The sequence below is a fragment of the Pseudomonas sp. GW821-FHT01D09 genome, from assembly GCF_059422465.1.
In genome coordinates this window covers 56,925-76,579 of record NZ_JBWKWY010000011.1, presented here as the reverse complement: position 1 = coordinate 76,579, position 19,655 = coordinate 56,925, and the positions used below count along the sequence as shown (strand labels likewise).

Annotated in this window: 20 protein-coding genes; 17 read left to right on the top strand and 3 right to left on the bottom strand. The window is 60.8% G+C overall.

The annotated features are described in order from the left end of the window. Nucleotides 1-17 precede the first annotated feature (17 nt). Complete coding sequence (locus AC07W7_RS12905) at nt 18-821, top strand: IclR family transcriptional regulator (RefSeq protein WP_495039444.1); 804 nt, start codon at nt 18-20, stop codon at nt 819-821. Here AC07W7_RS12905 and AC07W7_RS12900 read toward each other — a convergent pair whose 3' ends face one another. Beyond that, complete coding sequence (locus AC07W7_RS12900; RefSeq protein ID WP_495039443.1) at nt 822-1,874, bottom strand: NAD(P)-dependent alcohol dehydrogenase; 1,053 nt, start codon at nt 1,872-1,874, stop codon at nt 822-824. A gap of 181 nt (nt 1,875-2,055) precedes the next feature. Between AC07W7_RS12900 and AC07W7_RS12895 the strand changes: the two genes are divergently transcribed. Continuing rightward, a complete protein-coding gene (locus AC07W7_RS12895; RefSeq protein WP_495039442.1) occupies nt 2,056-2,949 on the top strand; it encodes an AraC family transcriptional regulator in 894 nt (297 codons plus the stop codon). Between the two features lie 144 nt (nt 2,950-3,093). On the opposite strand, the gene AC07W7_RS12890 is transcribed toward AC07W7_RS12895, so the two are convergent. Next, entirely contained in the window at nt 3,094-4,758 is a 1,665-nt protein-coding gene (locus AC07W7_RS12890; RefSeq protein WP_076964134.1) for an electron transfer flavoprotein-ubiquinone oxidoreductase, read from the bottom strand. 556 nt (nt 4,759-5,314) lie between these two features. On the opposite strand from AC07W7_RS12890, the gene AC07W7_RS12885 reads away from it, so the two are divergent. From AC07W7_RS12885 to AC07W7_RS12820, 14 genes are all read left to right on the top strand, one after another. Beyond that, nucleotides 5,315-6,064 carry an electron transfer flavoprotein subunit beta/FixA family protein gene (locus tag AC07W7_RS12885; protein ID WP_076964133.1) on the top strand — a complete coding sequence of 250 codons (750 nt, stop codon included), beginning with the start codon at nt 5,315-5,317 and terminating at the stop codon, nt 6,062-6,064. Nucleotides 6,065-6,066: 2 nt separating this feature from the next. After that, nucleotides 6,067-6,996, top strand: coding sequence for an electron transfer flavoprotein subunit alpha/FixB family protein (locus AC07W7_RS12880; RefSeq protein ID WP_495039441.1), 930 nt, complete (start codon nt 6,067-6,069; stop codon nt 6,994-6,996). An 82-nt stretch (nt 6,997-7,078) separates the two neighbouring features. Next, entirely contained in the window at nt 7,079-7,894 is an 816-nt protein-coding gene (locus AC07W7_RS12875; RefSeq protein ID WP_076961151.1) for a substrate-binding periplasmic protein, read from the top strand. Nucleotides 7,895-7,903: 9 nt separating this feature from the next. Continuing rightward, a complete protein-coding gene (locus AC07W7_RS12870) occupies nt 7,904-8,260 on the top strand; it encodes a DUF4398 domain-containing protein (protein WP_076961152.1) in 357 nt (118 codons plus the stop codon). After that, entirely contained in the window at nt 8,257-9,060 is an 804-nt protein-coding gene (locus AC07W7_RS12865) for an OmpA family protein (RefSeq protein ID WP_076961153.1), read from the top strand. Before AC07W7_RS12870 ends, AC07W7_RS12865 begins: the two co-directional genes overlap by 4 nt. 238 nt (nt 9,061-9,298) lie before the next feature. Further along, nucleotides 9,299-10,738, top strand: a complete 1,440-nt coding sequence (locus AC07W7_RS12860; RefSeq protein WP_076961154.1) for an aminotransferase-like domain-containing protein — start codon at nt 9,299-9,301, stop codon at nt 10,736-10,738. A 104-nt stretch (nt 10,739-10,842) separates the two neighbouring features. Beyond that, complete coding sequence (locus AC07W7_RS12855; protein WP_076961155.1) at nt 10,843-11,331, top strand: translation initiation factor 2; 489 nt, start codon at nt 10,843-10,845, stop codon at nt 11,329-11,331. A 161-nt stretch (nt 11,332-11,492) separates the two neighbouring features. Next, a complete protein-coding gene (locus tag AC07W7_RS12850; protein ID WP_495039440.1) occupies nt 11,493-11,747 on the top strand; it encodes a YkgJ family cysteine cluster protein in 255 nt (84 codons plus the stop codon). A 41-nt stretch (nt 11,748-11,788) separates the two neighbouring features. Next, the gene (locus AC07W7_RS12845; RefSeq protein WP_076961157.1) at nt 11,789-12,394 is read left to right on the top strand and encodes an START domain-containing protein; all 606 of its coding nucleotides are present in this window, start codon (nt 11,789-11,791) and stop codon (nt 12,392-12,394) included. Nucleotides 12,395-12,495: 101 nt separating this feature from the next. Continuing rightward, on the top strand, nt 12,496-12,732 hold the full coding sequence (locus tag AC07W7_RS12840) for a hypothetical protein (RefSeq protein ID WP_495039439.1): 237 nt from the start codon (nt 12,496-12,498) through the stop codon (nt 12,730-12,732). A gap of 210 nt (nt 12,733-12,942) precedes the next feature. Next, entirely contained in the window at nt 12,943-13,284 is a 342-nt protein-coding gene (locus tag AC07W7_RS12835; protein WP_076961159.1) for a ribonuclease E inhibitor RraB, read from the top strand. A 463-nt stretch (nt 13,285-13,747) separates the two neighbouring features. Further along, nucleotides 13,748-15,157, top strand: a complete 1,410-nt coding sequence (locus AC07W7_RS12830) for a circularly permuted type 2 ATP-grasp protein (RefSeq protein ID WP_076961160.1) — start codon at nt 13,748-13,750, stop codon at nt 15,155-15,157. A 4-nt stretch (nt 15,158-15,161) separates the two neighbouring features. Next, a complete protein-coding gene (locus AC07W7_RS12825) occupies nt 15,162-16,112 on the top strand; it encodes an alpha-E domain-containing protein (protein WP_495039438.1) in 951 nt (316 codons plus the stop codon). Next, nucleotides 16,109-16,912 (top strand): transglutaminase family protein, encoded by an 804-nt coding sequence (locus AC07W7_RS12820; RefSeq protein WP_076961162.1) that lies wholly within the window; start codon nt 16,109-16,111, stop codon nt 16,910-16,912. The genes AC07W7_RS12825 and AC07W7_RS12820 overlap by 4 nt, the downstream gene beginning before the upstream one ends. Nucleotides 16,913-16,940: 28 nt before the next feature. On the opposite strand, the gene AC07W7_RS12815 is transcribed toward AC07W7_RS12820, so the two are convergent. Then, nucleotides 16,941-17,765 carry a c-type cytochrome gene (locus AC07W7_RS12815; RefSeq protein WP_415640211.1) on the bottom strand — a complete coding sequence of 275 codons (825 nt, stop codon included), beginning with the start codon at nt 17,763-17,765 and terminating at the stop codon, nt 16,941-16,943. Nucleotides 17,766-18,439: 674 nt separating this feature from the next. Between AC07W7_RS12815 and AC07W7_RS12810 the strand changes: the two genes are divergently transcribed. Beyond that, a complete protein-coding gene (locus AC07W7_RS12810; protein WP_076961163.1) occupies nt 18,440-19,645 on the top strand; it encodes an acetyl-CoA C-acetyltransferase in 1,206 nt (401 codons plus the stop codon). Nucleotides 19,646-19,655 lie beyond the last annotated feature (10 nt).

The following is a 19,655-nucleotide window of genomic DNA, read 5'->3' as shown; positions in this document are numbered from 1 at the left end:
TTCTAGATAGGCCCTACATGCAGGAAAACCCAGCAGTCATCGCCAAAGATCCCGCACCCACGGGCACCCAGACCCTGCTGCGCGGCCTGGGCGTGGTGCAGGCGGTGGCGGCCGGCGCGCGGGACCTCAAGGAGATTGCCCGGCGCATCGGCACCACCCGCAGCACCACGCACCGCCTGGCCAGTTGCCTGGTGGAGGAGCGCTACCTGCGGGTGGTGCCGCAAGTCGGCTACCTGTTGGGCCCCAAGTTGATCGAGTTGGGCTTCCAGGCCCGGGAAGAACTGCCGCTGGTGACGCTGGCGACACCCTATCTGGATGAGCTGTCGGCGCAGACCGGCGACACCATCCACCTGGCGATCCGCGAATATGATGAAGTGTTGTACCTGCACAAGAACCCTGGGCGCAATGGCCCGGAAATGCGCTCGCGGGTCGGTCACCGCATGCCCCTGGCGCGCACCGGGATCGGCAAGGCCTTGTTGCTCGATGACACGCGCGAGGAATGGCAGCGCCTGTACCAGGCCAGCTTGCCGGTAGGCGGGAAAAACCTGCACTGGCCGCAGCACCCGGAACAATCCTGGGAGCAGTTCGAGCAGCGCATGGGTGAATATGTGGCGGGCGGCTATGCCTTCGACCTGGAAGACAACGAACCGTCGATCCGCTGTGTGGCCGCACCGGTGCGCGATGCCAGCCGGCGGATTGTCGCCGGCATCAGCATCGCCAGTACGGTGCCCTACATGCCGCTGGAAAAAATGGCCGAGCTGATCCCCCTGGTCAAGCAGGTCGCAGCACGGCTGTCCGCGGAGTTGGGTGCCAAGGCCTGATCAGGCCTTCAAGGTGGCCATGTCGATCACGAAGCGGTACTTCACGTCGCCGGCAATCATGCGCGCATAGGCTTCGTTGATCTGGCGGATATCGAGCATTTCAATGTCGCAGGTGATGCCGTGCTCGGCGCAAAAATCCAGGACTTCCTGGGTTTCGGCAATACCGCCGATCAGCGAGCCGGCCAGGACTTTACGACCCAGTACCAGCTTGGCGGCATTGACCGGCGGGTCGACCGGCTCGATCAAACCCACCAGGATGTGCACGCCATCAAAGCGCAGGACATCGAGGTAGGGGTTCAGGTCGTGCTGCACCGGGATGGTGTCCAGCAGGAAGTCGAAACTGCCGGCGGCGGCCTGCATCTGCTCGGCATCGGTGGACACGATCACATGATCAGCGCCTTGGCGTCGGCCTTCTTCTGCCTTGCTCGCCGAGCGGGTAAACAGCGTCACTTCGGCACCCATGGCCTTGGCGAACTTGATGCCCATATGGCCCAGCCCGCCCATGCCGAGAACCCCCACCTTGTCGCCGGCCTTGACCCCGTAGTGCTTGAGCGGCGAGTAGGTAGTGATGCCCGCGCAGAGGAGCGGTGCGGCGCTGGCCAGGTCGAGCCTGGCCGGAATCTTCACCACGAAGTGCTCGCTGACCACGATGCTGTCGGAGTAGCCGCCCATGGTGTTGCTGCCGTCCACGCGATCCGGGGTGGCGTAGGTCATGGTCGGGCCTTCGAGGCAGTATTGCTCCAGGTCCGATGTGCATGCTTGGCAGTGGCGGCACGAATCCACCATGCAGCCCACGCCGACCAGGTCGCCAACCTTATGGGCGGTGACGCTGGCGCCGACGGCAGTGACCTTGCCGACAATCTCGTGGCCCGGCATCAATGGGTACACGGCGATGCCCCATTCGTTGCGTGCCTGGTGGATGTCGGAGTGGCAGACGCCGCAGTACAGGATTTCGATCGCCACGTCATCGGCTCGCGGGCTACGGCGCTCGAAGGACATGGGGGCGAGGGGGCTGGTGGCCGACTGGGCGGCGTAACCGATGGCGGTGTACATGGTGAAAACCTCGCATAGCGTGGACGGGAGAGGTGGCGAATTCTGCGCGTCGACCCTGCGGGCGAACATGGCAAATGCTCCGAGTCTTATGCCTATTCGTCCGGGAGTGCTCGTGGATTGGATTCATAGGTCGCCAGACCTGCGATGATGTTTCTATCCCTTTTTCGCGAAGTTTTTTGCCATGTTGTTGACCCGCCATCTCGATGCCAACGCTGCGCTGGTTTCCTTGATTGAGGGGCTTACGCCCTGCGACGGTTTTTCCCCGACCCACCTGGCGGGCGTGCAGGTGCTGCGCGCCAGTTGCGACGTGGCGCGCGGGCCGCAGATCTATGAGCCGAGCCTGATGTTCGTGGCCCAGGGCAGCAAGGTGGCCTACCTGGGGCCGCGTACCCTGGAATACGGCGCCGGGCATTACCTGATCCAGGCGATGCCGGTGCCATTCGAGTGCGAGACGTTTGCCATGGCCGCCGATGCCCCGCTGTATGGCGTTACCGTAGGTATTGATCGGGTGGTGCTGGGTGAATTGGTGATGGCCATGGGCATGCAGGTCGGCCCGCCGCCGGCGGCGCAGACCCTGGAGTCGATGAGCTCGGTGGTGCTCGATGACGCGATGCGTGGTTGCGTCGAGCGACTGTTGCAGTGCCTGCACGATCCACTGGAAGCCCGGATCATGGGGCCGGCGCGGGTGCGGGAACTGTTGTTCACCGCTTTGCGCGGGCCACAGGCCGATGTACTGCGGGCCCTGGTGGAACAGCAGGGGCAGTTCTCGCGGATTGCCACCTCATTGAATCACCTGCATGCCCATTACGCCGAACCCTTGAACATCGAGACCCTGGCCGGTTATGCGCATATGAGTGCGTCGACGTTCCATGAACATTTCAAGCGCTGCACCTTGCTGTCGCCGGTGCAGTACCTCAAGCGCTTGCGTCTGCTCAAGGCCCAGCAGTTGTTGTTGGTCGAAGGCATGGGGGTGGCGCAGGCGGCGCATAGCGTGGGGTATCAGAGCACGTCGCAGTTCAGCCGGGAATATAAGCGCTATTTCCTGCGCAACCCGGGTGAAGAACGAGCGGCCTAGATGATCGTTCCCACGCTCTGCGTGGGAACGCCGCCCTGGACGCTCTGCGTCCGCTCTTGAGCTGGTGACGCAGAGCGTCATTGGATGCATTCCCACGCAGAGCGTGGGAACGATCAAGGCCCCCATTTGGGAGCCTCGATTAGCTTACATATTCGGGTAAGTCGGCCCACCCGCGCCTTCCGGCGTGACCCAGGTGATGTTCTGCGCTGGGTCCTTGATGTCACAGGTCTTGCAGTGCACACAGTTCTGGGCGTTGATCTGGAAGCGTTTCTCGCCGTCTTCCTGGGTGATCACTTCATACACGCCCGCCGGGCAGTAGCGTTGCGCCGGTTCATCGTAGAGCGGCAGGTTGGTGCTGATCGGGATGCTCGGGTCCTTGAGCTTCAGGTGGCACGGCTGTTCTTCTTCATGGTTGGTGCTGGAGAGGAACACCGAGCTCAACTTGTCGAAGCTCAGCTTGCCATCGGGTTTGGGGTAGTCGATCTTCTGGCTGTCCTTGGCCAGCTTGAGGCAGGCGTAGTCCGGCTTGGTGTCGTGCAGGGTAAACGGCATTTTGCCGCCGAGGATGTTCTGGTCGAACCAGTTGAAGCCGGCACCGATGATCGGGCCGAACTTGTGCATCGCCGGGCCGAAGTTACGGGTGGCAAACAGTTCCTCGTAGAGCCAGCTGGCTTTGAAGCTGTCGACGTAGGCCGTCAGTTCATCGCCGCCTTCGGACTCGGCGAACAGGCGATCAGCCACGGCGTCGGCGGCGAGCATGCCGGACTTCATGGCGGTGTGGCTGCCCTTGATCTTGGCCACGTTCATGGTGCCCAGGTCGCAACCGATCAGGGCGCCGCCCTTGAAGACCATCTTCGGCAGCGAGTTGATGCCGCCCTTGGCCAGGGCGCGGGCGCCGTAGCTGATGCGCTTGCCGCCTTCCAGGTACTGGGCCAGCACCGGGTGATGCTTGAGACGCTGGAACTCATCGAACGGCGACAGGAAGGTGTTGCTGTAGGACAGGTCGACGATCAGGCCGACGACCACCTGGTTGTTTTCCAGGTGATAGAGGAACGAGCCACCGGTGTTCTCGTTGCGCATAATGTCCAGCGGCCAGCCGGCGGTGTGGACCACCAGGCCTGGCTGGTGCTTGGCCGGGTCGATTTCCCAGATTTCCTTGAGGCCGATGCCGTAGTGCTGCACGTCGGCGTCGCTGTCCAGGTTGAAGCGCTGGATCAGTTGCTTGCCCAGGTGCCCACGGCAGCCTTCGGCGAACAGCGTGTACTTGCCGCGCAGTTCCATGCCGGGGGTGTACAGGCCTTCCTTGGGGTGGCCTTCACGGTCGACGCCGAGGTCGCCGGTGATGATCCCGCGCACTACGCCGTTTTCGTCGAACAGTACTTCCTGGGCCGCGAAGCCTGGGTAGATTTCCACGCCCAGGTTCTCGGCCTGCTGGGCCAGCCAGCGGCACAGGTTACCCAGGGAGATGATGTAGTTGCCTTCGTTGTGCATGGTTTTGGGCACAAAGAAATCAGGCACCTTGGTGGAGGTGTCGCTGCTGCGCAGTACATAGATGTCGTCGCGCACCACCGGGGTGTTGAGTGGGGCACCCAGTTCCTTCCAGTCCGGGAACAATTCGTTCAGGGCGCGTGGTTCAAACACGGCGCCGGACAGGATGTGTGCACCGACTTCCGAGCCTTTTTCGACCACGCAGACGCTGATTTCCTTACCGGCTTCGGCGGCCTTCTGCTTCAGTCGGCAGGCGGCAGACAGGCCCGACGGCCCTGCGCCGACGATGACCACGTCGAATTCCATGTATTCGCGTTCCACAGGCTATCTCCTACTCAAGGCTCAACAGTTTTTTTTCTAATGGGTGGAGGTTCGGTGTTTTATCTGTCGTCTTCTGCGCCAATTTCTTACAAAAGGGCAGGGGACAACCCACCTTTCTCTCTAGGTGGCGCATTATATCTACACCACTCTCAGCGTCCAATACAAACGTTTGTTTGAATTGCCCGCAAGCTAGATAAATCAAAGCAACGCGGCTTATATCTGACTATTTTGCTGTATTGACCGGAAAAGGCGTTCCGGTCAATATACGGTCGGTTTTGCGCTTCCCGTAGGCGTACTGCCGGTTTCAAGGCCACGTCCAAAGACAAGGCACTGCTCATGCAGGTTGACGCGCACGTAATGCTGGCGCGCAGTTTACACGTTGCGACGATGAATGACTTGTCGGTCACCCCTGACGAACGGTCTTTATTATTGAGTACGTGCAACGTTATCTGTCATGACGGCCTGCGTTTTTAGAGGTGCCCTTGTGCGCCGTTGAGCATCTACCGCCAGGTTTATCCGGGCGGCTTTCTTTTCACCGGAGAGTAACGAGGAATCCATGAAGGTTCTTGTAGCTGTCAAACGCGTTGTCGATTACAACGTGAAAGTTCGCGTCAAGGCGGACAATTCCGGCGTCGATCTGGCTAACGTCAAAATGTCGATGAACCCCTTCTGCGAAATCGCCGTGGAAGAAGCCGTACGCCTGAAAGAAAAGGGCATCGTGACTGAAATCGTCGTCGTTTCCGTAGGGCCATCCACTGCTCAAGAGCAGCTGCGTACCGCCCTGGCGCTGGGTGCCGACCGCGCCGTGCTCGTCGAATCCGCTGAAGAACTGACCTCGCTGGCCGTGGCCAAGCTGCTCAAGGCCGTTGTCGACAAGGAGCAGCCACAACTGGTGATCCTCGGTAAACAGGCGATCGACAGCGACAACAACCAGACTGGCCAGATGCTGGCTGCACTGACCGGTTACGGCCAGGGCACCTTTGCCTCGAAAGTCGAAGTGTCTGGCGACAGCGTTGCCGTGACCCGCGAAATCGATGGCGGCGCGCAGACCGTTTCCTTGAAACTGCCGGCCATTGTCACCACCGACCTGCGTTTGAACGAGCCGCGTTATGCGTCCCTGCCAAACATCATGAAAGCCAAGAAGAAGCCGCTTGAAGTGCTGACTCCAGAAGCTTTGGGCGTTTCCACCGCCTCCACCAACAAGACCGTCAAAGTCGAAGCGCCAGCTGCACGCAGCGCGGGGATCAAGGTCAAGTCGGTGGCTGAACTGGTCGAGAAACTGAAAAACGAAGCGAAGGTAATCTAACAATGACTATCTTGGTAATCGCAGAACACGACAACAAAGTGCTGGCCCCGGCCACCCTGAACACCGTGGCCGCTGCCGCCAAAATCGGTGGTGACATCCACGTACTGGTAGCAGGTCAGGGCGCTGGCGCCGTGGCTGAATCCGCGGCAAAAGTCGCCGGTGTGAGCAAAGTACTGCTGGCCGACAACGCCGCTTACGCGCATCAACTGCCGGAAAACGTAGCGCCGCTGGTTGCAGAGCTTGGCGCTGGCTACAGCCATATCCTGGCTGCCGCCACCTCCAACGGCAAAAACATCCTGCCACGGGTTGCTGCGCAGCTGGACGTTGACCAGATCTCCGAGATCGTTTCGGTGGAAAGCGCCGACACCTTCAAGCGCCCGATCTACGCCGGTAACGCCATTGCTACCGTGCAATCCACTGCCGCGGTCAAAGTGATCACCGTGCGTGCCACCGGTTTCGACCCGGTTGCCGCCGAGGGTGGTTCGGCTGCGGTTGAAGCCGTTGCAGCTGTGCACAATCCTGGCACTTCCAGCTTTGTTGGCGAAGAGCTGGCCAAGTCGGACCGTCCAGAGCTGACCGCGGCCAAGATCGTCGTTTCCGGCGGGCGTGGCATGCAGAACGGTGACAACTTCAAGCACCTGTACGCCCTGGCCGACAAGCTGGGCGCGGCGGTCGGCGCTTCGCGCGCGGCGGTCGACGCAGGTTTCGTACCCAACGATATGCAGGTCGGCCAGACCGGCAAGATCGTTGCGCCACAGCTGTACATCGCCGTCGGTATCTCCGGCGCGATCCAGCACTTGGCCGGTATGAAAGACTCCAAGGTGATCGTTGCGATCAACAAGGACGAAGAAGCGCCGATCTTCCAGGTGGCTGATTACGGCCTGGTGGCGGACTTGTTTGAAGCCGTACCGGAGCTTTCGAAGCTGGTCTAAACCAGCGGCTTCACTTATAAAGAGCCCGGTCTTATGACCGGGCTTTTTTTTGCACGCAACTATTTGATCGGGAAACCACGCCATGGAACTGCGCCGCTGGACTGTACTGCTGGGCCTGTCACTGCTGCCGACCATGTCTGTCGCGGCTGGCAAATGCGAACGCCTGGTGGTGACCGGCAGCCCGGATGCGCCGCCCTACCTGTGGCGTGACCCCCAAGCCCCCACGCACCTGATCGGCGCCAATGCCGATGTGTTGCAACAAGTGGCCAAGGAGCTGGGGCTGAAAATCGACCTGCTGTACGGCGGCAAGCGTTCCCTGGCTCTGGAGGAAGTGCGCAGCGGGCGCATGGATATGTTGCTCGACGCGCCGTTGACTGTCAGCGAACTGGAGACCCTGGACTACATCCACCCGGCACTGATGCAGGCCGATTACCGGGTATGGACCCGCGTTGACTCGCCCCTGGTCTATGCCAGCGCAGCTGACCTGTATGGCCACAAGGGCGCGGTTTCGGAGCGGGCGCGCCTGTCCCCTGAATTTGCCGCTTTTGCCGCCGAACACCTGACCCTGGAACGTGTGCCAACCTTGACCCCGGCCTTGCAGAAACTGCTGCTGGGTGAAGTGGACTACGTGCTGGCCGGACATTACTCCGGCATGGCCATGGCCCAGACCCTGGGCATGAGCAAAGACCTGCAGGCCCGTGAACGGCCGATTGATCAGCCGGGGCTGTTCCTGGCGATTTCCCACAACTCGGCCTGCAATGATCCGTGGTTGCGCGGACAGCTTGCCAAAAAGATGACAGAATTGGCCGCGTCCGGTCTGACGGAAGCCGCGTTGCAGCGCAATATCGAACGCTGGAAGACGCAGTTACAGCAACCCGTCGGCACCCCAACAAAGTAGGGATTTTTAGTGACTATTCGACCTCTTTTCGCCGCCCTCGCCGTTGTAACGCTGGCGGGCTGTGCCGCAGATCCTGCGCCGAATGAACAGATGCGCCTGACCCAGCAAGCCCTGGAACAAGCCGCCGCCGTAGGGGCCGTCGCTGACGACGTGCCCGAGTTGAAGCTCGCCGAGACAAAGCTGGCCCAGGCCAAGGCCGATATGGCGGATGAGTCCTACAAGGATGCCCGCATGCAGGCTGAACAGGCCGAACTGGATGCCCGCCTGGCAGAGGCGCGGGTGCTGACGCAAAAAAGCCAGGAACAGTTGAATGTCCTCGACACCCGCATCACCCGCCTGCGCAAGCAACTGGGAGATGCCCAATGAACCGCCTGACCTGTGGGCTGCTGTTAAGCAGCCTGATGCTCGCCGGCTGTGCCAGTCATCCCAATAGCGATACCGCGTTGCAGCAGGCCGGCAGCGACTTCCAGAAGGTCAAGGAAGACTCCAATGTGTTGCGCATCGCGCCCAAGGACGTGATCCGCGCCGGTGAGTCCCTGGCCCGTGCCGACCGTCTGTCCACCTATTGGGGCAGCGGTGGCGATGTGGTGCATTACGCCTACCTGAGTCAGCGCTACAGCGCGATTGCCCGGGAACATACGCAACTGGTGCTTAACGAGGAGCGTGCGGCCAAGCTCGAACTGGAGCGCCAGCGCCTGCAACTGGCGCTGCGCGAGGCCAAGTTGTTGAGCGTGCAGCAACAGGGCAAGTGGCTGGAAGAGCAGATCGCCAGCCTGACCACCACCCAGACCGACCGTGGCCTGGTGATGACCCTGGGCGACGTGCTGTTCGACACCGGCCAGGCCGAGCTGAAGAACTCCGCCAACCGGACAGTGCTGAAGATCGTGCAATTCCTGCAACTAAACCCCAAGCGGGTAGTGCGGATCGAGGGCTATACCGACAGTACCGGTGGCGAGCAGGAAAACCTCAAACTGTCCCGGGACCGGGCACAGGCCGTGGCGGATGTCCTGATCGACCTGGGCATTGATGACAAGCGCATCCAGGTGGAAGGCTATGGCGATCAGTACCCGGTGGAGGTGAATGCTTCCGAGCGGGGGCGTGCGCAGAACCGGCGTGTGGAAATCGTCTTCTCCGACGACAAGGGCCAGCTCGGCGCTGCGCGCTGAATTTCAGTTCTTGTGGGAGCTGGCAAGCCAGCTCCCCCAGGGAATATGCTGTGTGTCTCGCCCCGTAACCCGATCCTTGATCGGGTTTTTTATGTCCGCGATTGCGTTCAACCCATACAGTTTTTTCTATCACTGCCGCCGATCCTCGACTATTGTGGCAACTGTCCCCGTACACTTCTAAACTGTGCCGGTATGTTTCACACAAAAATAAAATACCCGTGAAATCGAGTGCTGCGTCATGACCAATCTCTTGCTTTACCAACGTATCGCCCAGCAATTGGCTGAAGATATCCGACGCGGCGTCTATCAACCGGGTGAGCGCGTACCTTCGGTGCGCAAGATGAGCTCCCAGCTCAATGTCAGTCATGCCACCGTGTTGCAGGCCTACGCCAATCTCGAAGACCAGGGGTTGATCCGTGCGCGGCCGCAATCCGGGTATTACGTGCACCAGACCCCGGCCCTGACCGCACCCACGCCGGATATCGCCCGGGTCGAGCGCCCGGGCCTGGTCACCCGCAGCAGCATTATCCAGCAGGTCCTGGTCGAATCCCGGCGCGAAGGGGTGTTCCCCCTGGGCGCCGCCGTGCCCAGTGTCGACTACCTGCCGGTACGGGCGCTGCACCAGCAACTGGCCAAGGTCACACGCTTCCAGAGCCCGCGGGCGTTCAGCTATATGTTCAGCCCGGGCTTTGAGCCGCTGAGACGCCAGGTTGCGATTCGCATGCGCGATGCCGGGGTGGTGGTCGATCCGTCCGAAGTGGTGATCACCCACGGGTGTGTCGATGCGTTGCAGATGTCCTTGCGCGTGCTGACCCGTCCCGGCGACCTGATCGCCGCCGAGTCCCCCACCTATTACGGCCTCCTGCAACTGGCGGACTTGCTCGGCCTCAAGGTCATCGAGATCCCCAGCGACCCGGCCACCGGCATGAGCCTGGAGGCTCTGCAACTGGCGGCCAACCAATGGTCGATCAAGGCCCTGGTGCTGACCACGCGCCTGAGCAATCCCCTGGGTGGCACCATGCCAGAAGAGCGGCAGAAACAGCTGCTGCGCCTGGCCTCGGATTTCGATATCCAGATCGTCGAAGACGATATCTACGGCGAATTGATGTTTGAACTGGGCCGCACCAAGGCCCTGAAGGCTTATGACCGCCTGGACCGGGTGATCTACTGCTCCAGCTTCTCCAAGACCCTGTCGCCCGGGGTGCGCATCGGCTGGATGATCGCCGGCAAATACCAGCAAGAGCTCCAGCGCCTGCAGATGTTCAGCACGCACTCGGCGTGCAGTGTCACGCAGATGGGCGTGGCGGCGTACCTGGAGAACGGCGGTTACGACCGGCACTTGCGTTATATCCGCCAGGAGTACCGCAAGAACCTCAGTGCCTTTCAGTTGGCGGTGCAGCAGTACTTCCCGGAGGGCACGCAGATGAGCCGGCCGACCGGCGGCTTTATCCTGTGGGTCAGCCTGCCGGGCCGGGTCAACACCCAGGAACTGCACGTGCGCGCCTTGCAGCAGGGCATCAGCATTGCGCCGGGACTGATCTTCAGCAATACGGAACAGTTCAACCACTGTATTCGGCTCAATTGCGGCACCCCATGGAACCGGGAGGCCGAGCGCGCCCTGATGACCCTGGGCATGCTGGCCAACCAGTTGTGCCAGGAGGCCGCGAGCGGTTTTTGACGCGCCAAAACGGGGCATGAACGGTAGCCGGCTAATCACCGCGCTTGTCATACCGGCCTCAACAAGCGAGCATATGGCCTTCTGCCGTTAATGCTGTTGGCGATATGACCTCTATTTTCCCTGCTGCGCTGTTGATCTGCCTGGCGAGCCTGTGCAACGCCACTTCAGTACTGGCAGCGCCTGCCAGTGCGCCAGTCGTGCTGGCAGCTGCTGAACAAAAGCCGGCGCCGGCGAAAAAAACAGTCCAGGCGAAAAAAACCGCCCCGGTTAAAAAGGCTACTAAGGAAAAAAAGCGCGCGCCTATCGCCAGCAAGTCCAAATCGGCCCATGAAGTGGCCCGGACCAGGCTGCCACCGGCGAAACTGGACCTCAGCCTGCCCCAGGAAATGGTCCGGCACCTGCAGCCCCTCGGCACTATGCCCAAGCCCAAGAATGTGCCGTTGTTGCCGCCGATGTTTGGCGAGAAACCGGTCGATAACAGTGCATTCCAGATCAACGGGCGCTTGCTGAGCAACGAAATGCAGCTGCAAATGCGCAATGAAGAGCGGCGTGACGTGGAAGGTGCCGCCCTGGATTTTGAGTTCAAGAATTAATGTTGCCCACCCAAGTGACCTGATCCACAGACCTTCTGTCGCAGACTGGTCGGTCACTTTTGTTTTCTGCGAAAAACCCCTGTTAGACCATTTTAAAACGCATGTTTTAGGGCGTACTCTAGCCCGGCCATCAACACTTTGTCGTCGAGGACCTGCTGGTCATGAAATGCCGTGAAGGCTGTGGCGCCTGCTGTATCGCGCCTTCCATCAGTTCGCCGTTGCCCGGTATGCCCAATGGCAAGCCTGCGGGCGAACGCTGCCTGCATCTGTCGGTCGAACAGCTGTGCCAATTGTTTGGCCAGCCTGAGCGGCCTGCGGTGTGCGGTGCCTTTGCGGCGGATCTTGAAGTCTGTGGTAGTAGCCAGGAAGAAGCGATCAAGTTGATCGGCTGGTGGGAGCAGATGACGGCGGCTTAGTGGGCTTTAATGTCAGAACTTCAACAATAAGGAATACAACAATGGGTTCGCTGAAACGAATGGCTGTGTTGTGCGGTTTTACGGTGTTGTTTGCAGCTACTGCGCAGGCAGACTGGAAAGTAGAAAAGGATGAAGACGGCATCAAGGTGTCGTTGAATGAGGTGGCTGGCTCGAAATACAAGGCTTACCAGGGCACCACCCTGATCAATGCGCCGCTGACCAAGGTGCGGGCTTTGCAGGAGGACGTGGCGGGTGCCTGTGCCTGGATCCACGAGTGCAAATCCCAGAAGCTGGTGGACCAAAAGGGTGACGAGAGTTGGACCTATACCCAATTCAACGCACCCTTCCCGGTAACGGATCGTGACTCCTACATCCATGTCACTACCACCGTGGGCGGCGATGGCAGTGTGACCCGCAAACTGCAAGGTGTGCCCACCTACAAGCCAGAAGAGAAAGGTTATGTGCGCGTAGCCAAGGTCGATGGCTTCTGGAAACTGGTGCCCAAAGGCCCTAACCAGACCGAAGTGACCTACCAGGTCCATACCGAGCCAGGTGGCAGCGTGCCCTCCGTCTTGGCCAACAAGTTTGTGGTCGATGCGCCCTTCAACACCTTGAAGGCCCTCAAGGCACTTGCCGAGAAACCATAAGCGCACCGAGCTGTGCCTCCTGCCTTGAGTGGAACGATCACCGCGCCCCCAAGGTCCAGATAGAGGTAAGCCCATCCATGGGCTTTATCGAGGAGGCACTGATGCAAAACTGGCAAGTTACCTTCGTTGACGATCACGGCGTGCAATCGGTAGAGCAGTTTGCCTTTGAGCAAAAGCCTAGCCTCGAAGATGCAGCGCAGATGATTCGCGCCAAATTGCTGCCCATTCCCGCCAAGCTGGACCTCAATGACCTGGACGGCCGGATCGCCGAACCGACGGTCAAAAGCCTCAAGGATCAGAACAGTATCCAGATCCTCGATATTTCTCCCGCCACCTGAATATTCCCTGACGGTCGTTAAAGCGCTGCTGGTGGAGGTGATAGCTTCGCGCTACTCTGCAAGAGAGATCAGCGAATGAATCGCTAAGGTCTGGTCTTGTCAGCTACATGCTTGTTTTCCTGCGGCGATGTCATTGCCGTCTACCTGCGCCGTTCACGCGCAGGCCTGGGAAGCACGGAAAGTCTATCCATTGGTTGAGGAGGACGTTTCATGAGCACAGCCTATCAAGAAGACATCAGCACCCACGTGTTACGCCGCATGAAAGAGGGCGGCTTCGACTTCTCACGTTTCCACCCCATCGAGTTCTACGCCATTTTCCCGGATGAGGAGCATGCGCGTCGGGCGGCGGGTCGGTTTCGTGGGGAGTCGATCAATGCCCAGGTCAGTGCACGGGATGACGGTGCCTGGTTCCTGGAGTTGAGCAAGGTCATGTTCGCCACCTATGACGGTATCGGTGATTTCGAGCAGGACTTCGAGGCGGTAGTCGAGCCCTTGGGCGGGATTATCGAGGGATGGGGCGTAAAGCACGAGGTTCGTGGGTTACCCATGTAGACACATGATCAATAAAGCAGCGTATCGGCTGACCCTCGGGTCGGCCGATTTTGTTTGTGGCGGCGCAAAGTACTTGGAACTTATTGCGAAAAATCCTCCACCAAAAAAAAGCCACCCGAGCAGGGTGGCCAAAAGGGAAGACCGGAAAGAAGGGGGAACCGGTCGGTACTTGCACTTACAAATTACCGACCGGGATAGGTTGATGCTGTAGGACGAATCCTGTTCAGCGCATGGGAGTGATTATCCGCAGGGTTTATCGGGCAGTGAAATCAACTCTGACTATGCTGGTGATAGGCAACGCCTGCGTCTGTTTGAAGCGAGCATGGCGAAGCGGGGATGGTGGCTGCACCAGGACGGTGCGGCGCTGTCTTGGGTTATATCCAACTGATTGATACTTAAGTGTTTATGCCGCTGGCACGGGCCTTGCGACAGTCCGTTGCGTCCGGGTGACAAGGAGTTCGGCATGATCCGCACTTATTACGATGAAATGTACGATGAGGCTGGCCAGGTCCGGCCGCACTATCGCGAGTTTGCCCGCTGGCTGGAGCAAACCCCGCCGGAACTGCTGGCCCAGCGTCGGCGTGAAGCCGATTTGCTGTTTCACCGCGCCGGTATCACCTTCACCCTGTACGGCGACGAACAGGGTACCGAGCGCCTGATTCCCTTCGATACCATCCCGCGCAGCATTCCCGCCAGTGAATGGCGAGTGGTCGAACGTGGCTGCATCCAGCGGGTCAAGGCATTGAACCTGTTCCTCGCGGACCTGTACCACGACCAGCGGATTATCAAGGCCGGGATCATTCCTGCCGAGCAAGTGCTGGCCAACGAGCAATACCAGTTGGCGATGCAGGGTCTGGACCTGCACCGAGATATCTATTCCCACGTCTCGGGTGTCGACCTCGTACGGGATGGCGACGGCACGTACTACGTGCTGGAAGACAACCTGCGCACCCCCAGCGGTGTGAGCTACATGCTCGAAGACCGCAAGATGATGATGCGCCTGTTCCCCGAGCTGTTCGCCGCCCAGCGCATCGCGCCGATCGATCATTACCCCAACCTGTTGCTCGACACCCTGAAAAGCGCCAGCCCGCTGGACAACCCCAGCGTGGTGGTGCTGACGCCCGGGCGCTTCAACAGCGCGTTCTTTGAACATGCCTTCCTCGCCCGGGAAATGGGGGTAGAGCTGGTGGAAGGCGCCGACCTGTTCGTGCGTGACGACCGCGTATTCATGCGCACCACCGACGGGCCGAAGGCGGTGGATGTGATCTACCGCCGCCTCGACGATGCCTACCTCGACCCGCTGGCCTTCAACCCGGCGTCGATGCTCGGCGTGCCGGGCCTGCTGGCCGCCTACCGCTCGGGCAACGTGGTGCTGGCCAATGCCATTGGCACCGGGGTGGCGGATGACAAGTCGGTGTATCCCTTCGTTACCGACATGATCCGTTTTTACCTGGATGAAGAGCCGATCCTCAAGAATGTTCCGACGTTCCAGTGTCGCAAGCCTGACGAGCTGTCCCATGTGCTGGCGAACCTGCCCGAGCTGGTGGTCAAGGAAACCCAGGGTTCCGGTGGCTACGGCATGCTGGTTGGCCCGGCCGCCAGCGCTGCCGAGATCGAAGCCTTTCGGGCGCGGATCAAGGCCAAGCCCCATGCCTACATCGCCCAGCCGACCCTGTGCCTGTCGACGTGCCCGACCTTTGTCGAAAACGGCATCGCCCCCCGGCATATCGACCTGCGGCCGTTTGTCCTGTCCGGCAAGGAAACCCGTGTGGTGCCGGGCGGGCTGACCCGCGTGGCGCTGCGTGAAGGCTCGCTGGTGGTCAACTCGTCCCAGGGCGGCGGCACCAAAGACACCTGGGTGGTCGAGGAATGAAACCATGTTGAGCAGAACTGCCTCGGATTTATATTGGATGTCGCGCTATCTGGAGCGCGCGGAAAACCTCGCGCGCATGCTGGATGTCAGCTATTCACTGTCGCTGATGCCCCAGGATGGACGCGGCGATGGCTTGCACGAACTGGCCATGCCCCTGCTGATCACCAGCACCCTGGATGACTACTATGAACGCCACGGCGAGCTGCATGCCGAGCGCCTGTTGCACTTCTTCGCCCTGGACGCGGCCAACCCGGCGAGCATCTACAGTTGCTTGGGCGCCGCCCGCGCCAGTGCCCATGCCGTACGTGGGCGGATTACCGCCGACATGTGGGAAAACATCAACGCCACCTGGTTGGATATTCGCGATATCGCCCAGGAGGGGCTGAGCCGCTATGGCATGAGCCGGTTCTGCGAGTGGGTCAAGGAACGTTCCCACCTGTTTCGCGGCGCCACCTACGGCACCATCATGCGCAATGACGCCTTTCGCTTTATTCGCCTGGGCACCTTTATCGAAAGGGCCGACAACACGTTGCGCCTGCTGGATGCGCGCTACGAGATGGCCGGCGACCAGGCCGCCGTGGTGATTGATGGCACCGCCCACGCCTATTACCAGTGGAGCGCGCTGCTGCGGGCCTTGTCGTCCTTCGAGGCCTACACCGAGGTCTATCGTGACGCTCCCGGTGCCCGCCAGGTGGCCGAGCTGTTGCTGCTGCGCGCCGATGTACCGCGCTCCTTGCGCGCGTGCAGCGAAGAGATTGACCAGATCCTCGCCAGCCTGCCCGGCATCAACGGCCGCCCGGCCCAGCGCCTGGCCGCCGAGATGGACGCGCGCCTGCGCTTTACCGCGATTGACGAAATCCTTGAGGAAGGCCTGCACGCCTGGCTGACCGACTTCATCCCCCTGGTGCGCCAGTTGGGCAACGCCATTCACCATTCCTACCTGGAGGCGGCATGAGACTTTCCATCAGCCACGAAACCACCTACCGCTATGAAGACCAGGTGCGTGCCAGCATCCAGTACCTGCGCCTGACCCCCCACGACAGCGAGCGCCAGCATGTGCTCAGTTGGCAACTGGATCTGCCACGTCCGGTGCGGGCCCAGTTGGACCCGTTTGGCAATATCCTGCATGTGCTGACCCTGGACGAACCCCATGAGTCGATCATCATCGGCGCCCGTGGCCAGGTGGATATCGACGAGTGGCGCGAGGCCGAGCACGACAGCCAATCGCCCTTTCCCTTCCAGCGCTGCACGCGCTTGACCGAGCCGGACGAGGCCCTGCGCGCCTTTGCCCAGCAGCACTGCGGCAAGCGCCGGGATCGCAATGCCCTGATCGACCTGATGCACGCCCTCAACCAGCACATCGCCTACGTGCCGGGTGCCACGCAAGTGGAGACCAGTGCGGCCGAGGCGTTCGCCGGGCGTGCCGGGGTTTGCCAGGACCATGCCCACGCCTTCCTGGCCTGCGCGCGCAGCCTGGGGATCGCCACGCGCTATGTGTCGGGGTATTTGTACAGCGAGGACAGCGAACACCTGGCCAGCCACGCCTGGGCTGAAGCCTGGCTGGATGACGCCTGGTACAGCTTCGATGTGACCAACCAACTGGCCCGCCCGGAGCGGCATCTGAAACTGGCAGTGGGCCTGGATTACCTCGACGCGTGCCCGGTGCGCGGCATGCGCCGTGGCGGCGGGCATGAGCAGATGCATGCCAGGGTGTTTGTGGCGCCGAGCCCGGTGATCCTGGTGCAGCAGCAATAATCCCCGCCGCATCCTGCTGAAGCCGGCTCTACAAGTGCGGGTCGGTTTTGCGCGTGGCCATATGCTTCAAATACCCTACCAGCAACTCCAGGTCGGTATCTGGCAACACGCTGGCGGCAAACGCTGGCATTTTGGCTTGCGGCCAATGCCTCAGGCTCTGGGGATCACGGATGTAACGCTTGAGGAAGTCGCTGCCCAAATACTCGGTCGGGCTGTAGGGCAGATTCAGATCCGGGCCTACTTGCGCGTCACCCGCGCCGTTTAGACGATGACAGGCCAGGCAGTTTTTCTGAAACAGGGCGAACCCCTGGTTGATCGGATCATCCACCGCCAGCGCAGGATCGGGCAGCAGCGCCGGGAAGCGTTCGGCCACGGTTTTCAACTGTTTGATCGTCGAGATCTGGAATGGCCATTGTTCCGGGCTGATCCGGCTCGCCTGGGGCTGGGTCCACACCAGATAGAACGGCCCGGCACTGGGTTTGCCAGTGGCCAGCGGGGGCCACGGCTGAGCCGGGTCCTCCACTGCCAACCAGGCCTGGGCGCCGCTTTGCTGCAGCAGTGGCGCGGCGGCCAGTTCGGCGGCGAAACCATCGAGCGCCACCGCCTGCACATGGTTCTGCGCTTGCAGGCCCGGTAAGAGGGCGGCCAATGGTACTGCGCGATAGGTCATATTGCGCTTGTAGGAAACGTCATCGACGATCTGCACCGTCTGTGCTGCCGGGTGCTTGAGCAGGTCGGCGGTGTGCCAGGTGGTGCGGCTGTGATCCAACTCGATGGTCAATTGGGCCGCGCTGGCGGGGTAGGCCAGGATCAGCATCAGCAGGACGATAATCGGTTTCAAGGCGAAGCCCATATGGCAATGGCGATTCGCGCCCACGATACCGGAAATCAGCCGCTGAACCGCAGGCAAAAAGACAGCCCCGACCACAGGAGCGCTATAAGCGAGATCCCGGGCGGTGCTGTCAAGGGCTGCAATGTCTAGGTGTGAGCGGCCCGTTCAACCAATGATCTTGGTCAGGTTGGGCAAAATCAGAATCAATGTAGTGGCGAAGAGAATGAGCCCCGCCTGGCGAACTTTTGATTGTTTGAACATGGCTGACTGCCTTTTGTTGTTATTCCTAAGCGTCAAATGCGCCGATGTATGCACCATCCATTGGCTACGTTAAGCCAGCTAGATGGCATTTTTCTTACAGCTGCTCCAGCAAGACCCGGCAGCAGCTTCATACACGTCTTACTGATTCAACCTTAGAGCCCCTGTCGGACGTGGCTTAGATCGCTTTCATATCAAGTTATATTGAAATCCTTTTAAAAAGATATGAGGCAGATAGCCATCTTCGCCCCAGCCCCTTGGCTAGACAGCTAAAACGATTAATCCGAGGTTTCCGGTAGTCTCCTACCGTTCGTCTGAGCGTGGTCGTCAAGGTCAATGAGCGCATCGGTCATTGAATCTGCCCTCGTGGCGCTTAAGGTAAGGGCACGGTCGGCTCTCCCCTTGAGGGCTCCATTGCACAGTGGTTCGAGGACGTCATGACCCAAGCTTTGATCTTTGATGCAATACGTACGCCCCGGGGCAAAGGCAAGGCCGATGGTGCGCTGTACAGCGTCAAGCCGGTGAACCTGTTGGCCGGCTTGCTCACTGCCCTGCAACAGCGTAGCGACCTGGACACGCGCCAGGTGGATGACATTGTGCTGGGATGCGTCACACCGGTCGGCGACCAGGGGGCGGATATCGCCAAGACCGCCGCGCTGGTGGCCGACTGGGACGTCAGCGTCGCCGGTGTGCAGGTCAACCGCTTCTGTGCGTCGGGCCTGGAGGCGGTTAACCTCGGGGCGATGAAGGTGCGTTCCGGTTTCGAGGACCTGGTGGTGGTTGGCGGTGTCGAGTCCATGTCCCGCGTGCCCATGGGCAGCGACGGCGGTGCCTGGGTGCTGGACCCGCAGACCAATATGCACAGCCACTTCACGCCCCAGGGGATTGGCGCCGACCTGATTGCCACCCTGGAAGGCTTCACCCGCGAAGATGTCGATGCCTTCGCCTTGCACTCCCAGCAGAAAGCGGCACGGGCCAGATCAGACGGTTCCTTCAAGAAATCCCTGATCCCGGTGCAGGACCAGAACGGCATCGTACTGCTCGATCACGACGAATTTATCCGGGGCGACTCGACGCTCGAAGGCCTGGGCAAGCTCAAGCCCAGCTTTGAAATGATGGGCCAGATGGGCTTCGATGCCACGGCCTTGCGGGTCTACAGCCATGTCGAGCGCATCCGGCATGTGCACACGCCGGGTAACAGCTCCGGGATTGTCGATGGCGCGGCCTTGATGCTGATCGGCTCCGAGGCTCGGGGTCGCGAACTGGGCCTGCAAGCGCGGGCGCGCATTGTCGCCACGGCGGTCACCAGCACCGACCCGACCATCATGCTCACCGGCCCCGCGCCCGCCACCCGCAAGGCCCTGGCCAAGGCCGGGCTGCGGGTCGAGGACATCGACCTGTTCGAGGTCAACGAAGCCTTTGCCTCGGTGGTGCTCAAGTTCATCAAGGACATGGGCATCGACGCCGCCCGGGTCAATGTCAATGGCGGCTCGATTGCCCTGGGCCACCCGCTGGGGGCCACGGGGTGCGCGATCCTCGGCACCCTGCTCGACGAACTGGAGGCGCGCCAGCAGCGCTACGGCCTGGCCACGCTCTGTGTGGGCGGCGGCATGGGTATTGCCACCATTATCGAACGCCTCTGAGCCTAAGGAA

Coding starts and splice junctions, on each gene's coding strand:
- AC07W7_RS12850 (WP_495039440.1), top strand. CDS start 11,493: ATGAAATGCCGTGAAGGCTGTGGCGCCTGCTGTATCGCGCCTTCCATC.
- AC07W7_RS12865 (WP_076961153.1), top strand. CDS start 8,257: ATGAACCGCCTGACCTGTGGGCTGCTGTTAAGCAGCCTGATGCTCGCC.
- AC07W7_RS12860 (WP_076961154.1), top strand. CDS start 9,299: ATGACCAATCTCTTGCTTTACCAACGTATCGCCCAGCAATTGGCTGAA.
- AC07W7_RS12835 (WP_076961159.1), top strand. CDS start 12,943: ATGAGCACAGCCTATCAAGAAGACATCAGCACCCACGTGTTACGCCGC.
- AC07W7_RS12820 (WP_076961162.1), top strand. CDS start 16,109: ATGAGACTTTCCATCAGCCACGAAACCACCTACCGCTATGAAGACCAG.
- AC07W7_RS12840 (WP_495039439.1), top strand. CDS start 12,496: ATGCAAAACTGGCAAGTTACCTTCGTTGACGATCACGGCGTGCAATCG.
- AC07W7_RS12855 (WP_076961155.1), top strand. CDS start 10,843: ATGACCTCTATTTTCCCTGCTGCGCTGTTGATCTGCCTGGCGAGCCTG.
- AC07W7_RS12845 (WP_076961157.1), top strand. CDS start 11,789: ATGGGTTCGCTGAAACGAATGGCTGTGTTGTGCGGTTTTACGGTGTTG.
- AC07W7_RS12815 (WP_415640211.1), bottom strand. CDS start 17,765: ATGGGCTTCGCCTTGAAACCGATTATCGTCCTGCTGATGCTGATCCTG.
- AC07W7_RS12830 (WP_076961160.1), top strand. CDS start 13,748: ATGATCCGCACTTATTACGATGAAATGTACGATGAGGCTGGCCAGGTC.
- AC07W7_RS12880 (WP_495039441.1), top strand. CDS start 6,067: ATGACTATCTTGGTAATCGCAGAACACGACAACAAAGTGCTGGCCCCG.
- AC07W7_RS12885 (WP_076964133.1), top strand. CDS start 5,315: ATGAAGGTTCTTGTAGCTGTCAAACGCGTTGTCGATTACAACGTGAAA.
- AC07W7_RS12900 (WP_495039443.1), bottom strand. CDS start 1,874: ATGTACACCGCCATCGGTTACGCCGCCCAGTCGGCCACCAGCCCCCTC.
- AC07W7_RS12905 (WP_495039444.1), top strand. CDS start 18: ATGCAGGAAAACCCAGCAGTCATCGCCAAAGATCCCGCACCCACGGGC.
- AC07W7_RS12825 (WP_495039438.1), top strand. CDS start 15,162: ATGTTGAGCAGAACTGCCTCGGATTTATATTGGATGTCGCGCTATCTG.
- AC07W7_RS12875 (WP_076961151.1), top strand. CDS start 7,079: ATGGAACTGCGCCGCTGGACTGTACTGCTGGGCCTGTCACTGCTGCCG.
- AC07W7_RS12895 (WP_495039442.1), top strand. CDS start 2,056: ATGTTGTTGACCCGCCATCTCGATGCCAACGCTGCGCTGGTTTCCTTG.
- AC07W7_RS12810 (WP_076961163.1), top strand. CDS start 18,440: ATGACCCAAGCTTTGATCTTTGATGCAATACGTACGCCCCGGGGCAAA.